Annotated in this window: 29 protein-coding genes; 14 read left to right on the top strand and 15 right to left on the bottom strand. The window is 67.3% G+C overall.

Annotated elements, in window-relative coordinates; all coding sequences use genetic code 11:
- Positions 1 to 159: 159 nt before the first annotated feature.
- On the top strand, positions 160 to 390 hold the full coding sequence (locus tag P0Y59_15975) for a hypothetical protein (GenBank protein ID WEJ98436.1): 231 nt from the start codon (positions 160 to 162) through the stop codon (positions 388 to 390).
- Between the two features lie 97 nt (positions 391 to 487).
- Here P0Y59_15975 and P0Y59_15980 read toward each other — a convergent pair whose 3' ends face one another.
- The 4 genes from P0Y59_15980 to P0Y59_15995 form a co-directional block, all read right to left on the bottom strand.
- Positions 488 to 673: a hypothetical protein gene (locus P0Y59_15980; protein ID WEJ98437.1), complete on the bottom strand. Its 186-nt coding sequence runs from the start codon at positions 671 to 673 to the stop codon at positions 488 to 490.
- 189 nt (positions 674 to 862) lie between these two features.
- On the bottom strand, positions 863 to 2,128 hold the full coding sequence (locus P0Y59_15985; GenBank protein WEJ98438.1) for an RICIN domain-containing protein: 1,266 nt from the start codon (positions 2,126 to 2,128) through the stop codon (positions 863 to 865).
- Positions 2,129 to 2,138: 10 nt separating this feature from the next.
- Positions 2,139 to 3,302 (bottom strand): hypothetical protein, encoded by a 1,164-nt coding sequence (locus tag P0Y59_15990; protein WEJ98439.1) that lies wholly within the window; start codon positions 3,300 to 3,302, stop codon positions 2,139 to 2,141.
- 34 nt (positions 3,303 to 3,336) lie between these two features.
- Positions 3,337 to 4,485, bottom strand: a complete 1,149-nt coding sequence (locus P0Y59_15995; GenBank protein ID WEJ98440.1) for an alpha-xenorhabdolysin family binary toxin subunit A — start codon at positions 4,483 to 4,485, stop codon at positions 3,337 to 3,339.
- A gap of 293 nt (positions 4,486 to 4,778) precedes the next feature.
- On the opposite strand from P0Y59_15995, the gene P0Y59_16000 reads away from it, so the two are divergent.
- Positions 4,779 to 5,822, top strand: coding sequence for a rod shape-determining protein (locus P0Y59_16000; protein ID WEJ98441.1), 1,044 nt, complete (start codon positions 4,779 to 4,781; stop codon positions 5,820 to 5,822).
- Between the two features lie 47 nt (positions 5,823 to 5,869).
- On the opposite strand, the gene P0Y59_16005 is transcribed toward P0Y59_16000, so the two are convergent.
- The 5 genes from P0Y59_16005 to P0Y59_16025 all read right to left on the bottom strand — a co-directional run bounded on the left by P0Y59_16005 (position 5,870) and on the right by P0Y59_16025 (position 9,540).
- Entirely contained in the window at positions 5,870 to 6,364 is a 495-nt protein-coding gene (locus tag P0Y59_16005; protein WEJ98442.1) for an ATP-binding protein, read from the bottom strand.
- A 192-nt stretch (positions 6,365 to 6,556) separates the two neighbouring features.
- Positions 6,557 to 7,231 (bottom strand): fumarylacetoacetate hydrolase family protein, encoded by a 675-nt coding sequence (locus P0Y59_16010; protein ID WEJ98443.1) that lies wholly within the window; start codon positions 7,229 to 7,231, stop codon positions 6,557 to 6,559.
- A 40-nt stretch (positions 7,232 to 7,271) separates the two neighbouring features.
- Complete coding sequence (locus P0Y59_16015) at positions 7,272 to 7,655, bottom strand: VOC family protein (protein WEJ98444.1); 384 nt, start codon at positions 7,653 to 7,655, stop codon at positions 7,272 to 7,274.
- A gap of 70 nt (positions 7,656 to 7,725) precedes the next feature.
- Complete coding sequence (locus tag P0Y59_16020; GenBank protein WEJ98445.1) at positions 7,726 to 8,448, bottom strand: hypothetical protein; 723 nt, start codon at positions 8,446 to 8,448, stop codon at positions 7,726 to 7,728.
- Between the two features lie 75 nt (positions 8,449 to 8,523).
- Entirely contained in the window at positions 8,524 to 9,540 is a 1,017-nt protein-coding gene (locus tag P0Y59_16025) for an acyltransferase (protein WEJ98446.1), read from the bottom strand.
- Positions 9,541 to 9,690: 150 nt separating this feature from the next.
- Between P0Y59_16025 and P0Y59_16030 the strand changes: the two genes are divergently transcribed.
- The 3 genes from P0Y59_16030 (at position 9,691) to P0Y59_16040 (ending at position 12,210) form a co-directional block, all read left to right on the top strand.
- Positions 9,691 to 10,110, top strand: coding sequence for a hypothetical protein (locus P0Y59_16030; protein WEJ98447.1), 420 nt, complete (start codon positions 9,691 to 9,693; stop codon positions 10,108 to 10,110).
- Between the two features lie 2 nt (positions 10,111 to 10,112).
- Complete coding sequence (locus P0Y59_16035) at positions 10,113 to 10,934, top strand: ferredoxin--NADP reductase (GenBank protein WEK02598.1); 822 nt, start codon at positions 10,113 to 10,115, stop codon at positions 10,932 to 10,934.
- A 154-nt stretch (positions 10,935 to 11,088) separates the two neighbouring features.
- The gene (locus P0Y59_16040) at positions 11,089 to 12,210 is read left to right on the top strand and encodes an NADH:flavin oxidoreductase/NADH oxidase (GenBank protein WEJ98448.1); all 1,122 of its coding nucleotides are present in this window, start codon (positions 11,089 to 11,091) and stop codon (positions 12,208 to 12,210) included.
- A 108-nt stretch (positions 12,211 to 12,318) separates the two neighbouring features.
- On the opposite strand, the gene P0Y59_16045 is transcribed toward P0Y59_16040, so the two are convergent.
- The gene (locus P0Y59_16045; protein WEJ98449.1) at positions 12,319 to 13,626 is read right to left on the bottom strand and encodes a divalent metal cation transporter; all 1,308 of its coding nucleotides are present in this window, start codon (positions 13,624 to 13,626) and stop codon (positions 12,319 to 12,321) included.
- A gap of 109 nt (positions 13,627 to 13,735) precedes the next feature.
- Between P0Y59_16045 and P0Y59_16050 the strand changes: the two genes are divergently transcribed.
- Positions 13,736 to 14,140, top strand: coding sequence for a hypothetical protein (locus P0Y59_16050; protein ID WEJ98450.1), 405 nt, complete (start codon positions 13,736 to 13,738; stop codon positions 14,138 to 14,140).
- 138 nt (positions 14,141 to 14,278) lie between these two features.
- Here the strand turns inward: P0Y59_16050 and P0Y59_16055 are convergent, their stop codons facing one another.
- From P0Y59_16055 to P0Y59_16065, 3 genes are read right to left on the bottom strand one after another with little or no spacing between them, the layout of a single operon-like run.
- On the bottom strand, positions 14,279 to 15,436 hold the full coding sequence (locus P0Y59_16055; GenBank protein ID WEJ98451.1) for a crosslink repair DNA glycosylase YcaQ family protein: 1,158 nt from the start codon (positions 15,434 to 15,436) through the stop codon (positions 14,279 to 14,281).
- Between the two features lie 20 nt (positions 15,437 to 15,456).
- Positions 15,457 to 15,804, bottom strand: coding sequence for a hypothetical protein (locus P0Y59_16060; protein ID WEJ98452.1), 348 nt, complete (start codon positions 15,802 to 15,804; stop codon positions 15,457 to 15,459).
- Positions 15,805 to 15,829: 25 nt separating this feature from the next.
- Positions 15,830 to 16,918, bottom strand: a complete 1,089-nt coding sequence (locus P0Y59_16065) for an FAD-binding oxidoreductase (protein WEJ98453.1) — start codon at positions 16,916 to 16,918, stop codon at positions 15,830 to 15,832.
- A gap of 311 nt (positions 16,919 to 17,229) precedes the next feature.
- On the opposite strand from P0Y59_16065, the gene P0Y59_16070 reads away from it, so the two are divergent.
- Positions 17,230 to 17,940 carry a Crp/Fnr family transcriptional regulator gene (locus P0Y59_16070; GenBank protein WEJ98454.1) on the top strand — a complete coding sequence of 237 codons (711 nt, stop codon included), beginning with the start codon at positions 17,230 to 17,232 and terminating at the stop codon, positions 17,938 to 17,940.
- A 73-nt stretch (positions 17,941 to 18,013) separates the two neighbouring features.
- Positions 18,014 to 19,339, top strand: coding sequence for an acetamidase/formamidase family protein (locus tag P0Y59_16075; GenBank protein WEJ98455.1), 1,326 nt, complete (start codon positions 18,014 to 18,016; stop codon positions 19,337 to 19,339).
- On the opposite strand, the gene P0Y59_16080 is transcribed toward P0Y59_16075, so the two are convergent.
- Together P0Y59_16080 and P0Y59_16085 are read right to left on the bottom strand one after the other, a co-directional pair.
- The gene (locus P0Y59_16080) at positions 19,336 to 19,806 is read right to left on the bottom strand and encodes a DoxX family protein (protein WEJ98456.1); all 471 of its coding nucleotides are present in this window, start codon (positions 19,804 to 19,806) and stop codon (positions 19,336 to 19,338) included. The two genes, P0Y59_16075 and P0Y59_16080, sit on opposite strands and share 4 nt — an antisense overlap.
- Positions 19,807 to 19,861: 55 nt before the next feature.
- Positions 19,862 to 20,140, bottom strand: coding sequence for a DUF2282 domain-containing protein (locus P0Y59_16085; GenBank protein ID WEJ98457.1), 279 nt, complete (start codon positions 20,138 to 20,140; stop codon positions 19,862 to 19,864).
- 221 nt (positions 20,141 to 20,361) lie between these two features.
- On the opposite strand from P0Y59_16085, the gene P0Y59_16090 reads away from it, so the two are divergent.
- From P0Y59_16090 to dinB, 6 genes are all read left to right on the top strand, one after another.
- Entirely contained in the window at positions 20,362 to 20,901 is a 540-nt protein-coding gene (locus P0Y59_16090) for a sigma-70 family RNA polymerase sigma factor (GenBank protein ID WEJ98458.1), read from the top strand.
- Positions 20,898 to 21,539, top strand: coding sequence for a DUF1109 domain-containing protein (locus tag P0Y59_16095; GenBank protein ID WEJ98459.1), 642 nt, complete (start codon positions 20,898 to 20,900; stop codon positions 21,537 to 21,539). The genes P0Y59_16090 and P0Y59_16095 overlap by 4 nt, the downstream gene beginning before the upstream one ends.
- 83 nt (positions 21,540 to 21,622) lie before the next feature.
- On the top strand, positions 21,623 to 21,892 hold the full coding sequence (locus P0Y59_16100) for a hypothetical protein (GenBank protein WEJ98460.1): 270 nt from the start codon (positions 21,623 to 21,625) through the stop codon (positions 21,890 to 21,892).
- A 64-nt stretch (positions 21,893 to 21,956) separates the two neighbouring features.
- A complete protein-coding gene (locus P0Y59_16105; protein ID WEJ98461.1) occupies positions 21,957 to 22,790 on the top strand; it encodes a DUF692 domain-containing protein in 834 nt (277 codons plus the stop codon).
- Positions 22,787 to 23,563, top strand: a complete 777-nt coding sequence (locus P0Y59_16110) for a DNA-binding domain-containing protein (GenBank protein ID WEJ98462.1) — start codon at positions 22,787 to 22,789, stop codon at positions 23,561 to 23,563. Before P0Y59_16105 ends, P0Y59_16110 begins: the two co-directional genes overlap by 4 nt.
- A 39-nt stretch (positions 23,564 to 23,602) precedes the next feature.
- A complete protein-coding gene (gene dinB, locus P0Y59_16115) occupies positions 23,603 to 24,694 on the top strand; it encodes a DNA polymerase IV (protein ID WEJ98463.1) in 1,092 nt (363 codons plus the stop codon).
- Positions 24,695 to 24,975 lie beyond the last annotated feature (281 nt).

Genomic DNA, 24,975 nt, shown 5'->3' on the forward strand with positions numbered 1-24,975 from the left:
CATATTATTAGGAACAGAGATTCGCAATAGCTGACCGAACGGTTGGTCAATTTTATTCTATCCTGTGTCGCGGACACAAGGAGAAGCATTGAAGTCGCATGGCTATAGTCGGCGCATCCACAGCTTGCGCAATCGCGCCGGGCCGGCAAAAGGCGGAGGATGACCGCCAGCCAGCTTCAGGATCTGCTCGTCGCCCGATTGACCCGCAAGGCAGGCGGCAGCGCCCGTTCCTGGCGCATGGCGATCGGGCCGGTTCACCTGCACGATCTGGCGACTCATGGCCCGTTCAACTGGTCGGTACGACCGAGCGGCGGAACGCGGGAGATCGCTGAGATCGAGCGGCTGCTCGATACGGTCAGGCTCGACTATCCGATCGTGACCGCTGACTGACCTGGCGGCACCTGCTCCAGCTCGAATCGCCCCGCCGCGCACACCAAATCCAGGCGACGCACTCGGTCATCATTTCAGCCAGCGCGCCTGAAGCCAGTCACCAGGGACATATCGGCCCGTACTGGAAAGCATCCTGAAGCGCCTGCGAAATCAGGATGAGCGCGTCACCGGTCCGATCCTGCGCGTGAAGCAGGCGGAGCGCGGTATCGAGCGCAACGGCACTGTCGCCCCAGCGGACGAGAAGCTCGCCGATCAGATCCCTGGTCTTCACGATTTCATCCATCGGCTCCCCCTTCCGCTTCGTTGTCGAACGCAACGCTCCACGGCAGTTCGATAGGCTGCCTGTGAGAGGCATGGCGGTCAATAGGGTGGGGTCGCGCTCTTCCCTGTTATGGTGATGGTTTACTCGTTGCTCGCGCCACCCGTCCCGTGCGGCGCCGACGAAACGCGCGCCGCCGCAGGGCATCGCTCATCAAAGCAGCGCGATCGCCGCCTGTGCCTCGCGCGCCAGATCGGCCCATTCGCCGGTGACGCTCTCGATCTGGAGCCCGCCGATGAATCCAGCGGTGGAATCGACCCCGCGCAACTGGGCCAGGCCGTCACCGAGATCGTCAGCGACGGCCCGCCAGTCGCCTTCCAGATGCTGAAGCGCGCTGAGCCCGGAGCCGCTGACGGTAACCACCGGCGCGATCGCATCGTAGAAGTCGAGATCGCCAAGGCTGCGCGCGGTGAACGACCATTTCTGGTTATCGCCGTCATTCTGTTCCCAGCACAGGACCGGCGTGCCTGAATTCCAGCCAGAATTCCCGGCACAATCAAGCGTATGCCCGGACCATTTGCCCGGCTGGAGATAACCGCTGCTGTAATGGATGAAGACAGCCGCCCCGCCGTCCAGGCCGTTCGGACCCGCCTGGCCGGTTTGAATCAGTCGCGGGCGCGATCCTTCGCGCTCGCCAGTGTCGCCGGCCGGCACCGTCAACGTGCGGTCGCCGGTGGCGGTGCGGAACACCCAGCCGGGAATGAACATCCGGACCGGCTCGATCGTCCAGTGCTGCGCCGGATTGTCGCCGCCGCCGGTGTTGCTGACGACCGCATCGCCATTGCCATCATAGGCGAGGCAGAGCGACGGGGCGCTGCGCAACGTGATGCGTGTTGGCGGGTTGCGCTGGACCGCATGAAAGGCGCCCGCCAGGTCATTGATCGCCGCGACCGGCGGCGCGATGGCCGCCGCCAGTGCGCGCGCCCGGTCGGCACGCTGTCCGGCCTGGGCGATCGCCTCGCCGAGCAGGGCGGCGATGGCGTCGACCGACGCGCCGTCATTCAGCATGCCCTCGATCCGGCCATAGCTTTGCGGAACCACCACCGTCGCATAGCTGACGATGTCGTTCGCCAGGGCGACGAGCGCATCGCGCGTTGCCTGCCACTGGTCGAGCGCCGACGTGAAGCGCCCCCAACTCGCCCAGAGCGCCGGGAAGGCAGGTGCCCCCCCACCGGGCAGGCCAAGCGCGTCGACAGCGCCTCGCGCGTGGCGCGCCTGATCGAGAAACGCCGGTAGCGCCACCCATCGATCGGCCGACAGCCCTCCCTGCCCCGTGTCCTGCACGACAGACCCGTCGACCGACTCCTTGTGCAGGTCGACGCGTGGCGCCTCGATCCAGCCCTTGTCCACATTGCCCGTGCCGTCCGGCGACCCCGGCGCAGCGCCCGGTGCCCGGCCGAACAAGAGGAGAGTGCCCATCGCGCCCCCCTCAGCCAGCGGTCGTGGCGGAAGGAGTGGGTGTCGGCGTGCCGCCTGCCGCCGCACCGGGGTCGGGCGCCGGCGCGATCGTGATGAACGCGTTGGCGCGGAAATCGTCCGCATCGGCAGCCATCGTCTTCCAGGCAGCGATGACGGTATCGATATCGAGCTTCGTCCCGAGCGTGGCGATATCCCTGATATCCGTCGCCAGCGTGGCAAGGATACCCGCGATCCCGGTGTCGAGCGCGGCCCACGCGGCCTGTGCCTTGGCCAGCGCCGGGGTGGCGGCGGTGAGCGCGTCATCCACCTTGCCCAGGGCATGCATCGAGAGCTGGAGGTGACCATCAAGCGCGACAGCGACCTTGAGGCGCGTCTGCAGGCCGCTCAGCTTCTGCACGTCCTTTTCCGCGATGAGACGTTCCTGGCGCGCGCGCTCGAAATAGACCGCCGTGAGACAGGCTGCCGTGATCGTACCGAGCACCGGAACAGCGAAAAGGACGACGGAGCCCATCGCGATTTCCTCATCCCTGGCGACCTCCCTGAACTCGTCTTCGACTTGCTGTCGAAGCACCGAGACCATCACGCGCAGGGTGGCGATCACCCCATCCTCGCCGTCTAGCTGGGCCTGATATTTCGCCTTGATCGGCGCGAGCATCGCCGCATCGGTCTTCATCCGGGCGATGAAGCTGTCGACCACGGCCGCCTGAGCGGCGACGTCGGTGTCCTTCGTCTGCGCATCAGCCTGGAGGTTGAGCAGGATCGTGCGCATCTGCACGACCGCCTTGTCCAGCGTCATCGTGCCCGCCTTCACCTGCGCGATGATCTTGTCGATCGCGCCGTAGAAGACCGGCACCTTGCTTGTCCCGAAGGTCGCGATCGTGGAAGCGACGCCGACGATGGCGGGGTAGCTGGTGTTGAGGAAATCGCTGCAATGGTCGTGGATCGTGGAGAAGGCAGTCCACAGATCGTCATAGTCCCCTGCCTCGTCGACAGTGAAACCGATCACCTTCGCCGCCTGGGTCGCGTCGACAGGCAGCCTGATGCCGGTGTCGAGATAGGCCTGGACGAGTGCCCAGTCGCCCTGTGACATGAAGAAATCGCTGCCGCCGCCGAGCGCCGCGGCGGGCGCGAGCGGCGAGGCGAGCGGGGCCGGTGTGACATGTGCCTCGGGCATGGGCGGTTCCCTGTCGAGTGGTGGAGGTGCCGGATCAGCCGTGCGATACGGCAAAGGCGTTCGGATCGGCGGCAATCCGCGCGGTGACCTCCGCTTCGCTCAGCACGGTGATGAAGGCGTTGGCGCGGTAGGTGTCGGCCTTCTTGGCCAGTTCCGACCATTCGCTGATCGCCGTATCCACGCCGAGCGAGGCGATGAAGGATTCCTGCCCCCCGATATCGTTGGCCAGCGTCTTCAGGACGCTGCCGATATCGTCCGACAGCGCATGCCAGGCGCCCCGCGCCTTCTGCACGATCGGCAGCGCCGAATTAAGCGCGGTCAGCACCCCGTCAAGGCTGGTGCCCGCCGTGGTCAGGTCCTGCGCCATCAGCCGCTTGCTGGCGAGTTCGTCGGAATCCTTGTCGAACTGCTCCTGCGCGTCGCGCATCGCCCTGAGCGCGGCCGTCGCGCGCGCGCCATAGATGCCGGCGACCACCGCTGCGGCGATGGTGCCCGCCGGCACGATCCACCCATAGGTCGGGGTGGTCGCGGCGAGCTTCACGTCCTTCGCATATTCCGCATTTTCGGCGTCTATCACCGCCTGCTCGGTCGCGAGATCCGCCTCCAGCTCAGCAATGCGACCGTTATCGCCCTCAAGCTCGTTGCGGTAACGCGTCTGCAACGGATCGAGCAGCGCCTTGTCGGCCTGGGTCTGGGCAATGAAGCTGGCGATCGCCGCCTCGACCGCTGCCGCGCGATCGCCGCGCGTCTGGGCATCCTTGACCAGGTTGGTCAGCACCTGTGTGATCTGGACCTGCGCCTTCTCCTCGGTCAGCACCCCGTCACTGACCTTGTCGGCGATCTTCGAGATCGCGCCGTAGAACACCGGCACCTTGTTGCGCCCGTAGTCGACGATGTCGGAGGCGAGGGACACGGTTTCCGGGAAGGTATTGATCGAGAAATCGTGGCAATGATCGTGCACGCCCGAATAGGCGCTCCACAGTGGCGCGAAATAATCCGCATCCGCGCTGTTGATGCCGAGCTTGGCGATCGCCTCCGCCCCGGTGATCGGCAGCGTCACCGCCGCCTGAAGATAAGTCTGGAGCGTGATCCAGTCAGTCGAGGCGAGAAAGAAGCTGCCGTCCGGATTGGTCGTCGCCTTGGGCGAAAGCGGCGACGTCGTCGTGGTTGCGCTCGAAGCCATCATGCATTCCCCATCATCCGCGAAGCACGGGGAATAACGCTTATTCCGGAAGTGTTACAACCAAAGCGGAGCGCGCGGCGAGCCTTGTCGCTATAAATAGCGACAAGGCTGACGGGGCCGCGAAGCGACGCTGTGCCAACCCCCTCGTCGCCCGCAAAGCCCGGTCGGACGCACTCGGTCCACCCCGGACCTTGACGCGCTGTGCCGACACGCCCACGCCGCCGCTCCCAACTTATGCGCCATAGTTCAGGCGAGCCGGCGCGCGCCGCTAATTCGGAAATGATTACATCTCAATGCGTTTTCCTCGCCTGTTCAGCCGAGCGTCCAATGACATGGCGATCGATCTCGGGACCGCCAACACCGTCGTCTATCTGCGCGACCGGGGCATCGTGCTCAACGAACCCTCCGTCGTCGCCATCGAGACGCTGGACGGTGTCCAGCGCGTCCGCGCGGTCGGTGCCGAAGCCAAGCTGATGATGGGCAAGACGCCCGACACGCTTCGCACCGTCCGGCCGATGCGCGACGGGGTGATCGCCGACATCGACGTCGCCGAACAGATGATCAAGGCGTTCATCGACAAGGCGCATGGCGGGAAGAGCCGGCTGCCGCGCAACCCCGAGGTCGCCATCTGTATCCCCTCCGGCGCGACCCCGGTCGAGCGGCGCGCGATCCGCCAGGCGGCGGAGAATGCGGGCGCGCGGACCGTCCATCTGATCGAGGAGCCGATGGCTGCGGCGATCGGCGCAGGCCTTCCCGTCACCGAGCCGATCGGCGCGATGGTGGTCGATATCGGCGGCGGCACGACCGAGGTGGCGGTGCTGTCGCTGCGCGGCCTCGCCTACAGCACCTCGGCGCGGGTCGGCGGGGACCGGATGGACGATGCGATCGCCTCGTACATCCGCCGCAAGCACAACCTGATGATCGGTGAATCGACCGCCGAACGCGTGAAGATCGAGATCGGGATGGCCAGCGCCGAGACAGCGCAGGACGGCCTGGTCATGCGGGTCAAGGGACGCGATCTGGTCGCCGGCGTGCCCAAGGAGGTCGAGGTCACCCAGGCCGAGATCGCCGGATCGCTCGCCGACCTGGTCGGCCAGGTGGTCGAGACGGTGCTCGGCGCGCTCGAGCGGACCGAGCCTGAACTGGCCGCCGATCTCTATGACCAGGGCATCGTCATGACCGGCGGCGGATCGCTTCTCTCCGGCATCGACGAGGCGCTGGCCAAGGCGACCGGCCTGCCGGTGATCGTCGCCGAGAACGCGCTGATCTGCGTCGCGATGGGTGCCGGGCGGGCGCTCGAGGATCCGGTCTATCGGGGAGTCACGACGACGGCCTGAAGGCCGACGCCCGCCCCCGCGACTTTATCAGAGGGGGAACCGCACCTCTATTGACCATGAAGGACGATGTTGAAGCCTTCATCCGGGGTCGGCGCCACGAAATGCCGGGTGAACAGGTCGAACTCTTCGTCAGTCACCAGGAACTCATGCTCGCCGCCGGCATTGCGCTGGCGGAGGCGCGCTTTGCAAATGTCATCGGCGACGTCGAGATGATGGAGTTGGTGCGCGACCCCCGCCTCCTCGAACAGGGTGCGCATCCATGCCCGGCTGGCGAGGGTATTCGCGGGGAAATCCAGCACGACGGAGACACCGGTTCGCAGCAGCGCCACCAGATGCGGCGCCATCGCATGGCGGAGGCGCGTCGAATTGCGCACATAGTCGGCAAGGCTGGTCTGTTCGCCGGGATAAAGCCTGGCAAGCCATTGATCCTCGGCCACGACGATGGTGTGAGGGAGAGCGGCGAGTCTGGCGGTGAGCGTCGATTTTCCGGCGGCGATCTTGCCGCACAGGAGATGCAGCGTCGTTTCCTGCGTAGACATCATCATAGACCTTTGGGCGTGGTGCCTCAGGCACCATAGTGTTCACATGTGGGCGGACCCGGCCTGACGGATCAGGCCGGGTGCTTAATTCGACCGCTGGTCGCGACGCCTGCGATGTGAACGGAGAAGGTCATTAATGGTTTGTGCCAGCTGACGGCCTTCCGGTCCAGACGCCCCTTGAACCGCGTGCGCGGCCTATCCGGCGAACGCGACCAGCAAGGGCGCCGCGCCTTCGACCATCGCCTCCAGCCGGTCGCCGCGCAGGATCGGGCCGACGCCGGCGGGGGTGCCGGTGAAGATCAGGTCGCCGGGCCTGAGGTCGACATAAGTCGACAGCTCGGCGATGATCTCGGGCGTGCTCCAGATCATCTGGTCGAGCGTGCCCGACTGGCGCAGCGCGCCGTTGATGGTGAGGGAGATCGTCCCGCTGGTCGGCGCCGCGCCGGGAGTCAGCGGGCCGATCGGCGCGGAGCGGTCGAATCCCTTGGCCATGTCCCAGGGGCGGCCGGCCTTTTTCGCCGCCGCCTGGAGATCGCGGCGGGTGAGGTCGAGCCCGACCGCATAGCCGAAGATCAGCCCGGCGGCGTCAGCGACCGCGATGTCGGCACCGCCCCCGGACAATGCCACGACCAGCTCGACCTCATGATGGAGATCGGCGGTGCGGACCGGGAACGGCAGCACGCCGCCGCTATCGACGACGGCGTCGGCCGGCTTGGTGAAGAAGAAGGGTTTCTGCCGGTCGGGATCGGAGCCCATTTCCCGCGCGTGATCGGCGTAGTTCTGCCCGACGCAGAAGATGCGCCGGACAGGGAAGCGATCGGTCGAACCCGTGATGGCCAGCGTGGCCGGGGTGACGTGCGGAAGCGGCATGCGCGGTCGGCTTTCAGAAAGGGCGCTACGGGGGATCCCGTCAGGCCTTCACCCGGTGCAGGCCGCACAGCTTGTTCCCGTCGGGATCGCGCAGATAGGCGAGATACATCGGCCCGAAGCCGCCATCGCGCAGGCCGGGCGGGTCCTCGATCGAGCTGCCGCCATGCTCGACCCCCGCCTTGTGCCAGGCATCGGTCTCTTCCGGGCTGGCCATCGTGAAGCCGATGGTGCCGCCATTGGCGTGGCAGGCATTCTTGCCGTCGATTGGGGCCGACACCATGAAGATCCCGCCATTGTGCATGTAGATCAGGCGGCCTTTGTCATCCTGGAAAGCGGGCTTGCCGCCGAGCGTGCCGAAGAGCGCGTCGTAGAAGGTCTTCGATCGGGCGATGTCGTTGCTGCCGACCATCATATGGCTGAACATTCATGTCTCTCCTTCGCGCGGGAGACTCGCCCGGACGGGAGACCGCGTCAAGATACCTGGCGGCCCCCGATCAGCCGGTCAGCGCAGCGGTGATCGCGAGCATCGGCGGGGTGAAGGCCAGCGGACGCATCAGCGCGGTCGCCAGGGTGATGGCGCCGAAACCCCAGAAATAAGCCGGATGCACCTTGCCGCGCGTGACGAGATCATAGGTCACCGCCACGCCGACATAGACCAGCATGATCAGCCAGATCGACCAGATGATCCAGGTGCCGAGCAACGGCAGCGGCAGCAGCCGGCCGGCGCCCGGCGTCATGATCATGAGCGCCGCGCACAGCATCAGCCGGCGGTGCCAGTCGGTCCGGTGTCGCATCCGCACCCCGGCCCAGGTCAGGCCGGCAAAGACCAGCACGGTCAGCCAGTCCATCACCAGGAAGACATTGGTTTCGAAGAAGGGCGGGATACGGTGATTGACCGCCGCCAGCGTGTTCACGCTGAGCCCGACCAGCACCATCCAGCCGACATAGCCTGCCGCGAACCGACCGAGCCGGCGGTGTAGCGCGATGTCGTTGCGATAGACGAGCAGGTTCTGCGCCACATAGATGACGAGCCAGCCCATGAAGGTGATGCCGTGGACATGCACCCACCAGGGCGAGGCGAGGCTCGACCGGCCGGCGACGAACTGAAGCGTGAATCCGGCGACGGTCGTCGCCGCGATCACCAGCGCCATGATGAGGAAGAAACCACGGTCCCTGACGACCGCATCCCGCCCGAAGCCGCCCGCTATCGTCGCCATGTCGTCTGCCCCCGCAAAACGTTACCCGACAGTATCAAATCGCGCGGCCGCCGGCCAGCCTTTGCCGGACGCAGATCACGGCCCTGCCGGGATGGTGATGCCGTGCCGGGTACGTTGGCGGTGGAACAGGGCGAGCAGCGGACGTTCGAGCAGCAGATAGGCCAGGATTCCACCGCCGATCGCGGCAAGGCTGGCGATGATGGCGAGGATGGCGGGCGGCACGTTCAGGCGCTGGCCCAGGACGAAGACGAATTGCAGCGGGAAGATCTGCCACAGATAGATGGAATAGCTCGCGTCGCCGAGCAGCAGGAGCGGGCGCCATTTCGGAATGCCGGCACCACGCGCCTCGAAGAACAGGACGGCTGCCAGGATCAGCGTCACCATCGCACCGACCCGTCCGACCGGCAGGGCAGTCCACACGCACAGCGCGGGCAGCAGGAAGAGGAATATCCGCCGCCGACGTTCCGGCCTGACCCAGGCCATGCCGACCCAGCCGCCCGCGACGAATTCAAGCAATATCGGCTGGGTCCAGGCAGCCCCCGCCCCGGTCGGGCCACAGAGGAAGCCAAGCGTGACCAGGCCGCAGATGATACAGGTCAGCACCAGCATCCGGTAGCGCGGCAGCACCAGGATCAGCGCGAAGAGCGTGTAGAACAGCATCTCGGCGTTCAGCGTCCAGCCGACCGGGAGGATCGGCAGGATGATCCGCCCGGCGGTGAGGTCGCCATAGGGAATGAAGGCGAAGGAGGTCAGGATCCGGACCGGATCGAGCGTCATGTACGGCGCGAGACCGACCACGGCGACCATGATGAGCGCGGTGGTCACGATCCAGTAGAGCGGGGCTATCCGCAACAGCCTGTCCTTGAAGAAAGGCCAGGGCCGCGCGCCACCGTCGGTGATCGCGATCATCAGGAAACCGCTGAGCACGAAGAAGAGATCGATGCCCCGGGATCCGATTCGCCAGGGCGCGCCCGCCGCCTCGGTCGCGTGAAACAGGACCACCCCGGTTGCGGCGACCGCACGCAGATATTGCAGGCCGAACAGGCGGCGCCGCGCCACGGCGGGCCGATCGACGATATCAGGCTCCTCCATCGTCACGGCGCTGTCCCCCGGGACCTGACGATAGGGCGCGGCCCGACTGTCCTCAACCCGACCCAACCACATCCGTGACGAATTGCGCTCAGTCGAGCATTGACGCGTCGCACCATCCACAATAATGCGACGCACTCGCAATAAGGAAGCATGATGTACCGTTATCTCGACCGCGCGGTCGGCCGGCTCGACGAGCCCGAGCGTTTCCTGCTCACGGCAATGCGCACATGGGTCGGCGCGGCGCGCGCCGGACGGTGCTGCTGCCACGCGCTCCATGCCGGTTTCGCGCGGCGCGGCATCGCCGAAGCGCTGCCCGATTTCAACATGCTGATGGCGACGCTCGACCAGGAAAGCCTGGGCCAGGTGCGCTTCGGCAGCGCGGGATCGGCCAGGACGACTGACGACGAGGCGCGGCTGCTGGCGCTGTTCGCGACGGCGCAGGAAGGGCCGATCGGTCGGCTCAAGCGTGTGGCGGCCGGGCTGGTGACCGAGGACGCGGTGGCCAGGCTGGCGCAGGCGGCCGATTTCGTCGCGACCGCGATGACCGACACGACGGTGCAGCGCCCATGAACATGCCCGTGCGCCCGCCAAGGACCATCCCCGATCATGCCGCCTTCCAGACCGTGCCGGTCCGCTGGGTGCGGCACTGGAACGAGCATCTGTTCAGCTTCGCGGTCGAGCGGCCGGCAAGCTTCCGCTTCCGGTCAGGCGAGTTCGTGATGATCGGGCTGCCCGGCGACGAGGACGCCGGCGGCAGGCCGCTGATGCGTGCGTATTCGATCGCCAGCCCGGCCTGGTCCGACGAGATCGAATTCCTGTCGATCAAGGTGCCGGACGGACCGCTGACCTCGCGGCTCCAGACGATCCGTCCCGACGACCAGCTCTATCTCGGCCGCAAGCCGACCGGCACCCTCGTGCTCGACGCGCTGCTCGGCGGGAAACGGCTGTTCCTGCTGTCGACCGGCACGGGGCTGGCGCCCTTCCTGAGCGTGGCGCGCGACCCGGATGTCTATGACAGGTTCGGGCAGGTGGTGATCGTCCATTCGGTGCGGCGCGTGAGCGACCTCGCCTATCATGACGAACTCACCGCCCAGTTCGCCGGCGATCCGCTGGTGGGCGACCAGGCGCTGCTTCAGTTCCATTATGTGCCGACGGTGACGCGTGAGCCGTTCAGGACGAGCGGACGGATCGACACGCTGGTGGAGAATGGCCATTTGTTCGGGGCGCCGCTGACCGGGGCGAAGGCGTTCGATCCGGAGCATGACCGGGTGATGCTGTGCGGCAGCACCGCGATGATCCGCGACACCGCGGCGATGCTCGAGGCATGCGGGTTCGAGGAAGGGTCGAACAACAAGCCCGGCCATTATGTGATCGAGCGCGCTTTCGTCGGCTAATGGCTGGCCCCGGCTTTGGCCGGCAAGGAAATCGCCTGCCGGAAAAGGCACATGCATCCATCCCTGGATATGGGTGCGGTTGATTGTTGGTTGGAGCATCCCGATCTGCACGGCGCGGCGACATTCGCGCCGAATTGCAATTCGGAGACGGAAGATGGCGGGACCCAGGCTGTTCGAACCCCGGTCGATCGGCGCGCTGACGCTCACGAACCGGATCGTGATCGCGCCGATGTGCCAATATTCGGCGGTCGACGGCTGCATGACCGACTGGCATCAGATTCATCTCGGCAATCTGGCGCTGTCGGGCGCGGCGCTGCTGACGATCGAGGCCACCGCGGTGCTCCCCGAAGGCCGCATTTCCCATGCCGATGTCGGCCTCTACGACGACGCGACCGAGGCGGCGATCGCCCGCACGCTCGACAGCATTCGCCGCTGGTCCGACATGCCGGTCGCGATCCAGCTCGCCCATGCAGGCCGCAAGGCGTCGACTGAAGTCCCGTGGAAGGGCGGCGCGCAGATCGCGCCGGGGGACCCGCTCGGCTGGCAGACGGTGGCGCCCTCCCCGGTCGCCTTTCATCACAAGGACAATGCCCCGCTGGCACTCGACCGCGCCGGGCTCGATCGGGTGCGGGACGCGTTCGCCGCCGCAGCCCGGCGCGCGGCGCGGCTCGGCCTTGACGCGGTACAGCTCCACGGCGCGCATGGCTATCTGCTCCACCAGTTCCTGTCGCCGCTGTCGAACCGCCGCGACGACGATTATGGCGGCAGCCTCGAGAACAGGATGCGTTTTCCGCTGGAGGTGTTCGACGCCGTCCGCGCCGCCTTCCCCGCCGACCGGCCAGTGACGATGCGACTATCCGGCAGCGACTGGGTCGAGGGCGGCTGGGACGTGGAGCAGACCGTCGCGTTCGCCCGCGCGCTCGAGGCGCATGACTGCAGCGCCGTCCACGTATCGAGCGGCGGGCTCGACCCGCGGCAGGATATCCCGGTCGGGCCCAGCTACCAGGTGCCCCTTGCCCGCGCCGTGAAGCAGGCAACCGGCCTGCCGGTGGTCGCGGTCGGGCTGATCACCGATTACGAACAGGCCGAGGCGATCATCGGTACCGGCGATGCCGATTTCGTCGCGCTTGCCCGTGGTATCCTCTACGATCCGCGCTGGCCCTGGCACGCCGCGGCGCATCTCGGCGGACGGGTGAAGGCGCCTGACCAGTATCTCAGGTCACAGCCGCGCCAGCACCGGGATCTGTTCACCCCTTCTTCCGTTCGTCCCGAATAGCCGTCCAGCCTGCCGGGGCGGCGTATCGAGGGACAAGCGCCACGCGCCCCAACCTGTCTCGATGCGAACGATGGTGACTCGGCCGCCAGCGCCCTACATCACCACCCCCTACATCACCACCATCGCCACCGCGGCGGCGCCCATCACCGCCGTCGCCGCCCAGCCGAAGAAGCGCAGCCGCAGCGACGCGGTATAGTCGCCCATGGTCGACCGGCGCGAGACAACGATCATCATCACCGCCATGATCGGCACCGCGACCACGCCGTTGATGACCGCGCTCCAGAACAACGCCTTGATCGGGTCGATCGGTGACCAGTCGATGCCGATGCCGAGCAGCGTCGACACGGCGATGACCGCGTAGAAGCCCCGGGCTTCCAACAGCTTGCTTTCCAGGCCGATCTTCCAGCCCCGCGCCTCGCCGATGGCATAGGCGGTCGAGCCGGCAAGGACCGGAATGGCGAGCAGGCCCGTGCCGATGATGCCGAGGCTGAACAGCAGGAAGGCGAACTGGCCCGCGACCGGCTTGAGCGCGCTGGCCGCGTCGGCGGCGGTGGCGATGTCGGTCTTGCCCGCCGCATGCAGCGTCGCCGCCGTGCCGATCATGATCGCCAGCGCGACGAGGTTCGACACCGCCATGCCGCTGAAGGTGTCGAAATTGATCCGGCTGAATTCGCCTCGCGCCTCGCCGGGCGCGTCGTTCAGGGCGTGCTTGGCGTCGTCGCGATCGACCTCCTCCACTTCCTGCGAGCTCTGCCAGAAGAAGAGATAGGGGCTGATCGTGGTGCCGAAGATCGCGACCACGGTGGTGATCGCGGTGGTGCCGGCCACGGTCGGCCAGACCATGCCCCAGCCGACCGCCGCCCAGTCGACCTTCACCATGAAGACCAAGGCGACATAGGCGAGCAGCACCAGGGTCATCCATTTCAGGATGCCGGCATAGCGGTGATAGGGCACGAAGACCTGGAGCAGCAGCGACACGATCGCGAAGATCGCGGTGAAGACGTGATCGCCCACCCCAAGCACGAGCTGCGCCGCCGCCCCCATCGCCGCGAGATCGGCGCCGATATTGATCGTGTTGGCGACGAACAGCATCAGGACGAGGCCGGTGACGATCCAGCGCGGCATGATCTTCACCATGTTGCTCGCCAGCCCCGCATCGGTGACGCGGCCGATCCGTGCGCTGACCAGCTGCACCGCGGTCATCAGCGGATAGGTGAGCACCAGCGTCCAGAGCAGCCCGAAGCCGAACTGAGCGCCGGCCTGCGAATAGGTGGCGATGCCGCTCGGATCGTCATCGGCCGCTCCGGTGATGAGGCCGGGGCCGAGTTGCTTGATCAGCCCGGGTTTGTTGCCTTCAGGCTTCATGCAGCGATCCTTGACGAGGCGGCCGATATCCGGGCTGAGTGACAACGGCATGGGCGCCGGATCGTTCATCGTCACGTGCAATCGTTGTCGGATTGCGGTTCAGGGACAAGCCCCCCGTGTCCTGCTCGACGATCGGCCCGGAGCCAGCTAGCCTTACCGCATGTACCTGAAGCACGTCACCGCGCTAGCGGCACTCTTGCTGTCGAATGGTAACGTTGCTGCTGCCGCGGAAGAAGGCGTTGTTCTCGATTGGGGATGCAACGATGTCGTGGCGATCGGACGCGTGAGGACCCTCGCCTATACCGACATGTCCGGCGGCGATGACGTGCTCGGTCACGGCCGTTTCGACGCGCAGGTTTCGGTCAAGCGGCTTGTGCGAGGGCATGAGACGAGACGAACTCTGCCGGCAAGCCGGATTGCACATGGTCAGATAAGGTCAGACCGTGACTTCATCCTGGTATTGACCCGTTCTTCGGCAAACGAGGCATATAGCATACGCACCGCCGCGCTTTGGAAAGTGACGCCTCGCCCGGTTCTCGCGGCGGCGTGCTCACCGACTCCATAGTACGCGACGCAGTTCCAGATAGCCCCCGCCCGCGAGGTCGACGCGCTGGCCGCCTCAGGAAGTGTCTGAAGATCGGAAGCTGCTATTTGTCTTGCGCGTGCTTGAAGTAGATCGGTTGCAGCAATCCCCCGGACGACGTCAGACGACCGGCCCGATCGTCACATCGTCCAGCGCCAGCCAGTCGGCCATGCGGCGCAGTTCGGCGGTCAGGCGCTCCATCGTCCCGGCCGGCGCGGCGGGCTCAAGCGTGATGCGGTGCGCGATCAGGCGTGACGACTGGCGATCGGCCTTGAGATCGACGCGCGCGACGATCCGGTCGTCGAGCAGGAAGGGCAGGACGTAATAGCCATGGATGCGCTTCTCGGCGGGTGTGTAGATCTCGATCCGGTAGCGGAAATCGAACAGCCGCTCGGCACGGTCGCGTTCCCATACCAGGGGATCGAACGGAGCGAGCAGGGCCGCCGTCCGGACCCGCCGCGGGCGCTTCGCGTCGCGGTGGAGCCATGCCTGCTGGGACCAGCCCTTCACCGCGACGGGGATCAGCACCCCCTCCTCCGCCAGCGTTGCGATCGCGGTGCTCGCCTCGACCGGCTTCTGGCGGAAGTAATCGCGCAGATCTGTCGTGGTGGCGATGCCGTGCGCGCGGGCGGCAAGCTCGATCAGCGCGCGGTGAGCCTCGGCTTCAGGCGGGGTCGGCAGCGCGAGGATGCGCGGCGGGATGACACGCTCGGTCAGGTCATAGACGCGCTCGAAGCTGCGGCGGCGGGTCGCCGTGGTGATATGGCCGGCCCAGAACAGGAATTCGAGCGCATGCTTGGTCGGGCCCCAGGCCCACCAGCCGGTGCTGCTTTTCCCCTCCTCGAAATCGGACGCGGCAAGCGGGCCTTCAGCGCGGATGCGGGCGAGGATGGCCTCGGCCTCCGGCCGGCGTTCGCCGGCAAAGGCGCGCATGCTTTTCCAGCCGGCGCCGCCCGCGTCAGCCCGGGCCATGCGCCAGCGCAGCAGGGGATGAAGCGCCAGCGGCAGGAGCGATGCCTCGTGCGCCCAATATTCGAACAGTCGCCGTTCCGACTTGCGCCCCCAGGCGGCTGTGTCGAGCAGCGTTCGGTCGTAATTCCCGAGCCGGGAAAAGGCGGGCAGGTAATGCGCGCGGGCAAGCACGTTGACGCTGTCGATCTGGTGCAGCGCCAGCCGCTCGATCGTCCGGCGCAAATGGCCCTGATCGGCGCGCGCCGGATGTTCGGCACCGAAGCCCTGCGCGGCGAGCGCTATCCGTCGCGCCTGGGCCTGCGACATCGTCTCGGACGGGACTATGTTCAGGATCGTTCAGCCCGTTCGGCCGCGCGGATCCAGTCAATGGCCGCGTCGCGCTCGCGCTGGTCCTTGAAGGCGGTTGCCGGATCGGGCGCCTCGCCGAGCGAATGAAGCAGCGCCCACAACGCAAAGCGGCGGCCGGGCTCGCGCTCGGTCCAGAAGGCGGTGCCGAGCCGTTCGATCCCCAGCTCGATCGCCGGATCGTCGAGCGTCTCGATCGCGGTCGTGCCGAAATAGTGATGAAGCAGCGCGTCGAGATCCAAGCCAGTTCCCCGCAGCACCACCAGTCGGCGCCACGACCGACCATGCCCTGCGCCGCGCCCGCCGCCAAGCGCCGTTCGTCCGGGCAACGATCGGAATGCGGCCTTCCGTCGCTCAGGCGCTTTCGCGCCGGGCGGGCAGGTCGAGCAGGCCCGGCGCGAGCCGGCCGGTCGGATCGAGCATGGTCTTCCAGTCGCGGAAGCGGTCGAAGCACTCGACCCCGAAATGGGCAGCGATATCGAAGCCGGGATAGAGGAGCTCAGTCTGGGCATAGCGGCGGAAATTCGGATGGGCCCGCAGCCACAGGCTGAATTCCGCATCGAGCGCGCGGATCGCGATATGGTCCCAGCCGCCTTCAGGCTCCTCGCCCCAGATGCCGACCGCGACCAGATCCTGCTGGCCCGGGTGGATCAGCGGCGGGGTAAAGTGGCGGAAGGGCAGCGAACAGGCATAGGCCGGCCGTGCCAGCCACGCATGGCGATGCCGGTCGCCGATCGCCGCCAGCTCCTTCCGAGCCTGGTTCCAGACGGGGCGAGGCACGAAGGCCGAGAAACAGATCGCCTTCTCCCAGGTGCGGCGGCTCGACGGCACGCGGCCCCGCTTGCCCGCCGGGAAGGGTTGGCCGGCGCCGGCGCGCGGCCTGACCGCGAGGGTCGCCGAAACGATGATGCAGAGCTGGCCCATCGACCCGAACAGCCAGGGGAAAAGCGGATCAGTGCGCCCGACGGTCCGCACCGCACCCTCCAGGGTGACGATATCGATGCTCTCGACACATTCCCAGAAGCCGCCGTGGCGGGGGCTCTGCACCCCGAAGCCGCCCGCCGAGATATAGCCGCCGATCGTGGCCGCCGCCATATTGCCGTCATCGAGGACGAGCAGTTCATAGCCGAACGGCTGAAGCAGGCGCTGCACGTCCCACATCGTCGCGCCCGCGCCGGCGGTGATCGTGCCGGGATGGGCAAAGACGTACGAATCGAGGCCCTTCGTCTCGATCAGCACTTCGCCCGAGCGCGGGATCGACGAGCCGTTCATCGAATAGCCGGCGCCCCTGATGCGCACCGCCATGCCGCGTCCCTTCACCTCGGCAAGGCCGGCCCATAGCGACCCCACGTCCGGCGGAGCGAAGCGCCAATAGATGCCGCTACTCTGATGGAATCCGCCATAATCGGTCATCGGCCGCGAAGTCGGTTCGAACATCGGCATGCCGGAGAAATGTCATACTCTGCGGAGCCACCCAAGCGCAGGTGGCCCCAATGTCGATCCAATTCACCGCATTCGCGTGCCTCAGGCCTCCGGATGACCGCAGCGGATCGCATCCTCGATGCCGAGCGCGCCGAGGACAAGCAGGAACAGGCTCATGCCGCCGACCACGAGATACAGGAAATAACTGCCGTCCATCGAACTGCTCCATCCAGGTGAGGAGCGAAGCGTGCGCGCGTCCCGGCGCCGGCGCTTTGACGCGCGTCAAATTCATGTTCGCGGACAAGGCGGGCGCACGATCCTATAGGCGGGCGATGATCGCGAGTGACATTTGCGCCGATTGCGCCGTCAGGGACCGGGCGCTGTGCGGCAGCCTGACCGACCGGGAACTGGGTGCGCTCAACACGCTCGGGCGCCGGCAGAAGGTCGCGCGGGGCGAGACGGTGATCTGGGCCGGGACGGAAAGCGTGGTCTGCGCCAATCTCCTGACGGGCGTGCTCAAGCTGAGCGTGTCGAGCCCGGACGGGCGCGAACAGATTGTCGGCCTGCTCTACCCCGCCGATTTCGTCGGGCGCCCCTATGCCGGCGAGGCTGACGTCACCGTCACCGCGCTGACCGACGCGGAGCTCTGCATCTTCCCGCGCGCGCCGTTCGAGAAGGTGCTTGAGGATCATGCGCGAATGGAGCGGCTGCTGCTCCAGCGCACCTTCGCCGCGCTTGAGGAAGCGCGCGGCCGGATGCTGATGCTGGCGCGCGGCTCGGCCGGGGAGAAGGTCGCGGCGTTGCTGCTGGGCATGGCCGATCGCGCCGCAGGGTCGGGCTGCAGCGCGAGCGCCGCTGGGCCGGTGACCTTCGACCTGCCGCTGTCGCGCGGGCAGATCGCCGATGTGCTTGGCCTGAGCATCGAGACGGTCAGCCGGCAGATGACGGCGTTGAAGGACGCCGGTATCGTCGCCCTGCCCGGCGTGCGCGCCATGACGATCCGCGACCGCCCGGCGCTCGAGGCGCGGGCAGGGCTAAGCTGACCGGTTGAAGGCTTGCATCGGCGCGTAACCTCGCTATCGACTACAAATGTAATCAATGGCGCCGGAGATCCCTGTGAAGAAGCTGCTTGCCCTCGCTACTCTGGCGCCTGTCGCTCTGACCCTCTCCTCGACGGGTTTTGCCCGCGACGCGGATCGGGCGAGCGAGCATTGGCTTCTCATCACCGATATGTGGGGCACGCCGGCCTATTCGACGATGACGCTGGTCAGCGACGGCGACCGGCTGTCGGGCGACCTGGATGGCGATCCCCTGAAGGGCGAAGCATCTGGCAAGGCGCTTCGCTTCGTCGCGACCGACGCGAAGGGCACCGACTATCGCTATGCCGGCACGCGGAACAGCGCGGCGATGGCGGGCGAGGCTGATCTCGCCGATTCCAACACGCCCGGCGCGCGGGTGCGCCACCGCTTCACCGCCCGCCGCCTGCCGGAGCGGCCCGATGGCCCGCCACGCACCCATGACTTCAGCCCGACCGACTATTCCAACCTGTTCAGCGCCGACCGCGCGCCGGTCCTGACGATCTGGCCGGGCGACACGGTGCGCACCAGCACGGTCGATTCAGGCGGGGTCGACGCGGCGGGCGTCACCCGCGCGCTGTTCGGCAATCCGCAGACCGGGCCCTTCTATGTCGCAGGCGCGGTGGCCGGCGATACGCTGGCGATCCATCTGAGGCGCCTGACGCCGAACCGGGACTATGCCGACAGCCTGGACAGCGTCGTCGGCCGGGCGCTCGGATCGAGCCTGATCGCCAAGGCGGGCGACCTGGGCAAGCCAGTGCGGTGGAAGCTCGACCGCGCGGCGGGACGGGCGAGCCCTGAAGGGGCGACGGGCGCGCTGAAGGACCTGTCGGTGCCGATGCGACCGATGCTCGGCGGCCTCGCGGTCGCGCCGGGCTTCGGCTCGGCGCCGATGTCGACCGGCGACACCGGGCGCATCGGCGGCAACATGGATTTCAACGAAGTCGTCGCAGGCAACACCGTCTACCTGCCGGTGCAGCAGCCAGGCGCGCTGCTCTATCTCGGCGACGCGCATGCGCTGCAGGGCGACGGGGAGACGTCGCAATATGCGCTCGAGACGTCGATGGACGTCGAGTTCAGCGTCGAGGTGATCAAGGGCAGGTCGTTCGCATCGCCGCGCGTCGAATCGCCGACCCAGATCATGGTGCTCGGCCAGGCGGGATCGCTCGACGAGGCCCTGAAGGCAGCGAGCACCGGGCTGCTCCAGTGGCTCCAGCAGGATTACGGCATGACCCTGTCGCAGGGCGCGCAGGTGATGGGCAGCGCGGCCCGCTTCACCGTGGCCAACCTCGCCGGGCGCAGCGTCGGCGTCTCGGCACGCATCGACAAGGCCCTGCTGCCCGCTCCGGCGAAACTCGCGCCCTAACCGGCCGCACCGCGCGGCAAGGAGCCGGCGGCCCGGTGGATCAGCCGGTCAAGCGACCACGCACCGCCGCCGCGGGCGACCAGCGGGAGAAGGATCGCGGCCCAGCTCAGATGAGTCGGCCATGCATCGGGATAGACGAAGATCTCGATCACCAGCGTCATGCCCAGCAGCGACGCGGCGGAGAAGCGCGTCATCAGGCCCATCACCAGCAGGATCGAGAAGACATGTTCCGACCATGTCGCCGCGACCGCGGCGATATCGGGCGGGATGAGCGGCAGGCGATAGTCGGTGCGGAACAGCTCATACGTGCCGGGGGTGATGCTGATCAGTCCTTCGACCTTGGTCCGGCCGGACTGGAAGAACACGCCAGCGATGCCGAGCCGTGCGATCAGGAGGAGAAAGGCATCCGGCACCAGCGCCGTCAGGCGGCCGGCGGCGCGATCGTAGAGCGCGACGAGCGAGGTCATGGCGGGTCTCCGCGAGAAAGGGTGGCCGGGGCGGGAGGAGCCCCGGCCGGAACCGTCAGGCCCTGGGCGTGAGCGAGCCATTGCCCTTCGGGGTCTTGATGCCGGTGCAGGTGCCCGCCTTGACCAGCTTCCAGGCATCGCCCTGGTAATTGACCTTCGAGGTACCGGCGCAGCTCGTGCCGGCCCCGGCCTTGCAGTCGTTCTTGCCGGCGAGGGCGACGCCGTAGCATTTCTCCATCGCCGGGGCCTGGGCCGAGGCTGAGGCGGTGATCGCGGTGCCCGCGGCGGTGGCAAGCGCGATGGCGGCGGCGAAACCGGCATGGGTTGGACGCATGATGATGATCCTTGAATGATGGGACACCTCACGCACGACCCGGACGGGACGATCCGGACCGTGCGGTGACCGGAGGAGAGGGTCGAAACCGGGTCACGATGGGCAATTCGCCCGGAGGCCGGCCAAGGTTACGCAGGGGTCGCGAATTATTTCGCGCATGCCCGGCCGCAATGCCGTAACCTTTTCCCTGCGGGCGGCGAACAAGGACTCGAGGAGCGCTGATGCGGGCGAGCGAGGACCAGTTGCGAGCGTTGATGATCAGCGGGCTGGACGGCAATGCCGCCGACCATGCCGCGCTGCTGCGCGCGCTGGCGCCGCTGCTCCGCGCCTTTTACCGCCGCCGCTGGTCGGGTGTCGGCGACGATATCGAGGACCTGGTGCAGGAAACGCTGATTGCCGTGCATAGCCGTCGCGGCACCTATGACCGGACCCGGATCTTCACCGGATGGCTGTTCGCGATCGCGCGGTACAAGATGATCGATCATTTCCGGCGCACCCGGCGGTTCGTGCCGGTCGAGGGGCTGGAGGAGTTGCTGGTCGCCGAAGGTTTCGAGGAATCGAGCGATGCGCGGATGGATATCGACCAGCTCCTCGAAACCCTGCCGCCCAAGCAGGCGCGGATGATCCGCGCCACGCGGATCGACGGCGAGAGCATCGCCGAAGCAGCCGCCGCCGGCGGGATCGGCGAATCCGACGTCAAGGTATCGGTGCATCGCGGACTCAAGGCGCTGATGGCGCGCGTCCAGGGGATCGGCCGATGAACACCGACCAGCTCATCGACCAGCTTTCCCGCGACGTCCCGCCGGTGCGGCGCAATGCGGTCGGCCGCCGGATCGCGATCGGCGCCGCGGTCGGGGCACTGGTGTCGATCGCCTATGTCGTGATCGGCATGGGCATCAGGCCCGATCTCGGCACCGCGATGCACGGCTTTCCGTTCTGGGTGAAATGGGGCTACACGCTGTCGCTCTCGCTCTGCGCGATCGTGGCGACCGTGCGGCTCGCGCGGCCCGACAGCGGGAGCCTGCGCTGGCTGTGGCTGCTGACCGTGCCCGTCACCCTGCTCGCCGGGCTCGCCGCGCTTGAGCTGATCCACACCCCCGAAACCGAATGGCTGGCGATGTGGCTCGGGCATAGCTGGAGGCTGTGCCCCTGGCGGGTGTTCGCGCTGGCGATGCCGATCTTCGCCGGGCTGCTCTGGTCGTTCCGGCGGCTGGCGCCGACCCGGCTGCGCGCCGCGGGCGCGGCGGCGGGGCTGGCGGCGGGCGCGTTCGCGGCGACGGTCTATTGCCTCCACTGCCCCGAGGTCTCGGCGATCTTCGTGCTCACCTGGTATTCGCTCGGCATCCTGCTCGCCACCCTGCTGGGTGCGCTGCTCGGCCCGCGCCTGCTGCGCTGGTAAATTCGCGCGCCGCTGTAACCGGCGGTCGGCGGGCGACGAACTGGAGGGGCCAATCAGGCAGATCCGTTCCAGGAGTTTCCACCATGACCATGTTCCGTACCAGCGTCAGCTTTGCCGCCTCCGCCGCCGTCATCGCGATCGCCGCCGCCGCGCCGACCGCCCCGGCCTTCGCCGCGGGTGCCGGCGCCGCCAAGGTCCATTGCTACGGCATCAACACCTGCAAGGGCACGTCGGACTGCAAGACGGCGAAGAACGACTGCAAGGGCCAGAACGACTGCAAGGGCCAGGGCTTCAAGGAGCTGAGCGCCAAGGCCTGCACCAAGGCGGGCGGCAGCCTGACCGCGCCCAACTGACGCGCCCCTGGCCCGGGCGCGGTGCGTCCGGGCCACCCTCCTTTCCGCCCGGGAGAGCATCGCCATGATCCAGCCAGTTTTTTCCGGTTACGGCCTCGGCCTGCGCAAGCCGCACTACACGGAGTTCCTGACTCACCGGGTCGCCGTCGACTTCGTCGAGGTGATCTCGGAGAATTTCATGGTCGATGGCGGCCGCCCCCGCGCGATCCTGCGCGAGGTGCGCGAGCGCTACCCGGTCGCGCTGCACGGCGTGTCGATGTCGGTCGGATCGGCCGACGGGGTCGACGGCGCCTATCTGCGCCGCCTGCGCGCGCTTGCCGACGAGATCGAGCCGCTGTTCGTGTCCGACCATCTGAGCTGGACCCGGATCGACGGGTTCAGTTCACACGACCTGTTGCCCCTGCCCTATACCGACGAGGCGCTCGACCTGGTCTGCGCCAATATCGGCCGCGCGCAGGAGTCGCTCGGGCGCGCGATGCTGATCGAGAACCCATCGAGCTATCTCGCCTTCGACGGCGCCGACCGGACCGAATGGCAGTTCCTCGACGCCCTATGCGCGCGCACCGGATGCGGGCTGCTGCTCGACGTCAACAATGTGTTCGTCAGCGCCTCGAACCATGGCTTCGACCCGATCGCCTATCTCGACGGCGTGCCGCACGACCGGGTCCGCCAGGTCCATCTCGCCGGGCATAGCCAGGGAGAGGAATTGCTGATCGATTCGCACGACCGGCCGGTGCCCGCGTCCGTGTGGGACCTTTACGCCCATGTCCTGCCGCGGCTCGGCCCGGTGGCGACGATGATCGAGCGCGACGACGATATCCCGCCGCTCGCCGACCTGCTCGCCGAACTGGCGATCGCGCGGCGGATCGGCGCCGCATGCGAGAGGATCGCGGCATGACCCTGCTGGCGATGCAGCGCGATTTCGGCGCCTGGCTGAAAAGCGGCAGCCAGGACTCGATGGACCGCATCGGGCGCCGCCATGCCCCGGGCCTGCGCGTGTACCAGAATAATTATCGCGCCCAGCTCGTCGCCTGTCTCGAGCAAAGCTTCCCGCATACGCTGGCGTGGATCGGTGGCGAGGCGTTTCACGCGGCGGTGGTCACGCATATCGAAAGCTTCCCGCCGAGCAGCTGGACGCTCGATGCCTATCCGCGCGACTTCCCCGCGACGCTCGCCGCGCTGAATCCGGACGATCCGGAAATCGCCGAGCTGGCCTGGATCGAGCTGGCGCTGGGCGAAGCCTTTGTCGGGCCCGACGCCCCCGCCATCGCCCCCGACCAGGTCGCGGCGGTCGACTGGGACGCGGCGATACTGCGCTTCACCCCGACGCTCGACCACCGGGCCTCGATCACCAACGCCCCGGCGCTCTGGTCGGCGCTCGATGCCGGGGAGATGCCGCCGCCTGTCGCGATGCTGCCTGAGGCCGGGGCGATCCTGGTGTGGCGGCACGCGCAGATATCGCGGTTCCGCGCGATCGATGCCGAGGAATTCGGCGCGCTGACGCTTGCCCGTGCCGGCATGCCGTTCGCCTCGCTTTGCGCCGCGCTGGTCGAGCAGCATGGCGAAGAAAGCGGCATCGCGCTGGCCGGAACGCTGCTTGGCCGCTGGCTCGGCGACGGGCTGTTGTGCGATATCGTCGCCGATGGGGAGTCCATGCGCCAACCGCTCTGAACGCGCAGCCGCCGGAACGCATATTCCTGAAAGCCGCGCATGGTGCCAGAAGGCGGGACCGTGACCCGCAAGATCATCCATGTCGACATGGACGCCTTCTACGCGTCGGTCGAGCAGCGCGACGACCCGGCCCTGCGCGGCCGGCCGCTGGCGGTGGGCAGCGCGAGCGGACGCGGCGTTGTCGCCGCGGCAAGCTATGAGGCGCGGCGGTTCGGGGTGCGCAGCGCCATGCCCTCCGTCACCGCGCTGCGGCGCTGCCCCGAGCTCGTCTTCGTGCCGCCACGCTTCGAGGTGTACCGCGCCGTCTCGCAGCAGATCAGGGCGATCTTCCTCGACTATACCCCGCTGGTCGAGCCGCTGTCGCTCGACGAGGCCTATCTCGACGTGACGGAAAATCTGCGCGGCATCCCCTCGGCGACCGAGACGGCGGCGGAGATCCGCGCGCGCATCTTCGAGACGACCGGGCTGACCGCCTCGGCCGGCATCTCCTACAACAAGTTCCTCGCCAAGCTCGCCTCGGACCAGAACAAGCCGAACGGGCAATGCGTCATCACGCCAGGCGCCGGCGCCGCGTTCGTCGAGAAGCTCGAGGTCGGGCGGTTCCACGGCATCGGCCCGAAGACAGCGGAGAAGATGAACCGGCTCGGCATCCACAGCGGCGCCGACCTGCGCGCGCACGACCTCGCCTTCCTCCAGGCGCATTTCGGCAAGGCGGGCGCCTGGTACCACGCCATATCGCGCGGCGAGGACGACCGGCTGGTCACGCCGGACCGGCCGCGCAAATCATCGGGATCGGAGACGACCTATGGCGACGACCTGATCACGCCCGAGCAGGTCGAGGCGGGCGTGCGCGACATGGCCGACGATGTATGGGCATGGTGCGAGAAATCGGGCGGGCGGGGCCGAACGGTAACGGTGAAATGCCGCTATGCCGATTTCCGGACGGTGACGCGCAGCCGGACGCGGAACGCCCCGGTGAACGATCGCGAGACGCTGCACGAAACGGCGGTCGCGCTGGTGCGGACGCTGTATCCGCTGCGGGCCGGGATCAGGCTGATCGGGGTGACGCTGTCGACCTTCGATGGCGGGGAGGAAGATGCGGCGCAACTCGACCTGCTGACGCCGGGATAAAGAGGCGGGCCGGGGCGCTTTTTCGCCGTTAGCCCGGATGATTTTTTCTTCCGCTGTTATGTTGGATTTTCGGGACGGAATTCCGCTTGTCGTTCAATCGGATACGGGCTTTTACCGCTGTTATGCATAACAGCGGTAAATCCGCGCGATATGACGCGAAAACGGCGCTGTTTTCATGGCGAACCATGCGGGGTTTCGTCTGTTCTTGTGCGGTCATGAGAAAGAGCGAAGCGGCGCGGATGGGTGGCCGGTCTTGGTGAGCGCTGCACGATTTTGGGGTC

The sequence above is a fragment of the Candidatus Sphingomonas phytovorans genome, from assembly GCA_029202385.1.
GTDB lineage: Bacteria > Pseudomonadota > Alphaproteobacteria > Sphingomonadales > Sphingomonadaceae > Sphingomonas > Sphingomonas phytovorans.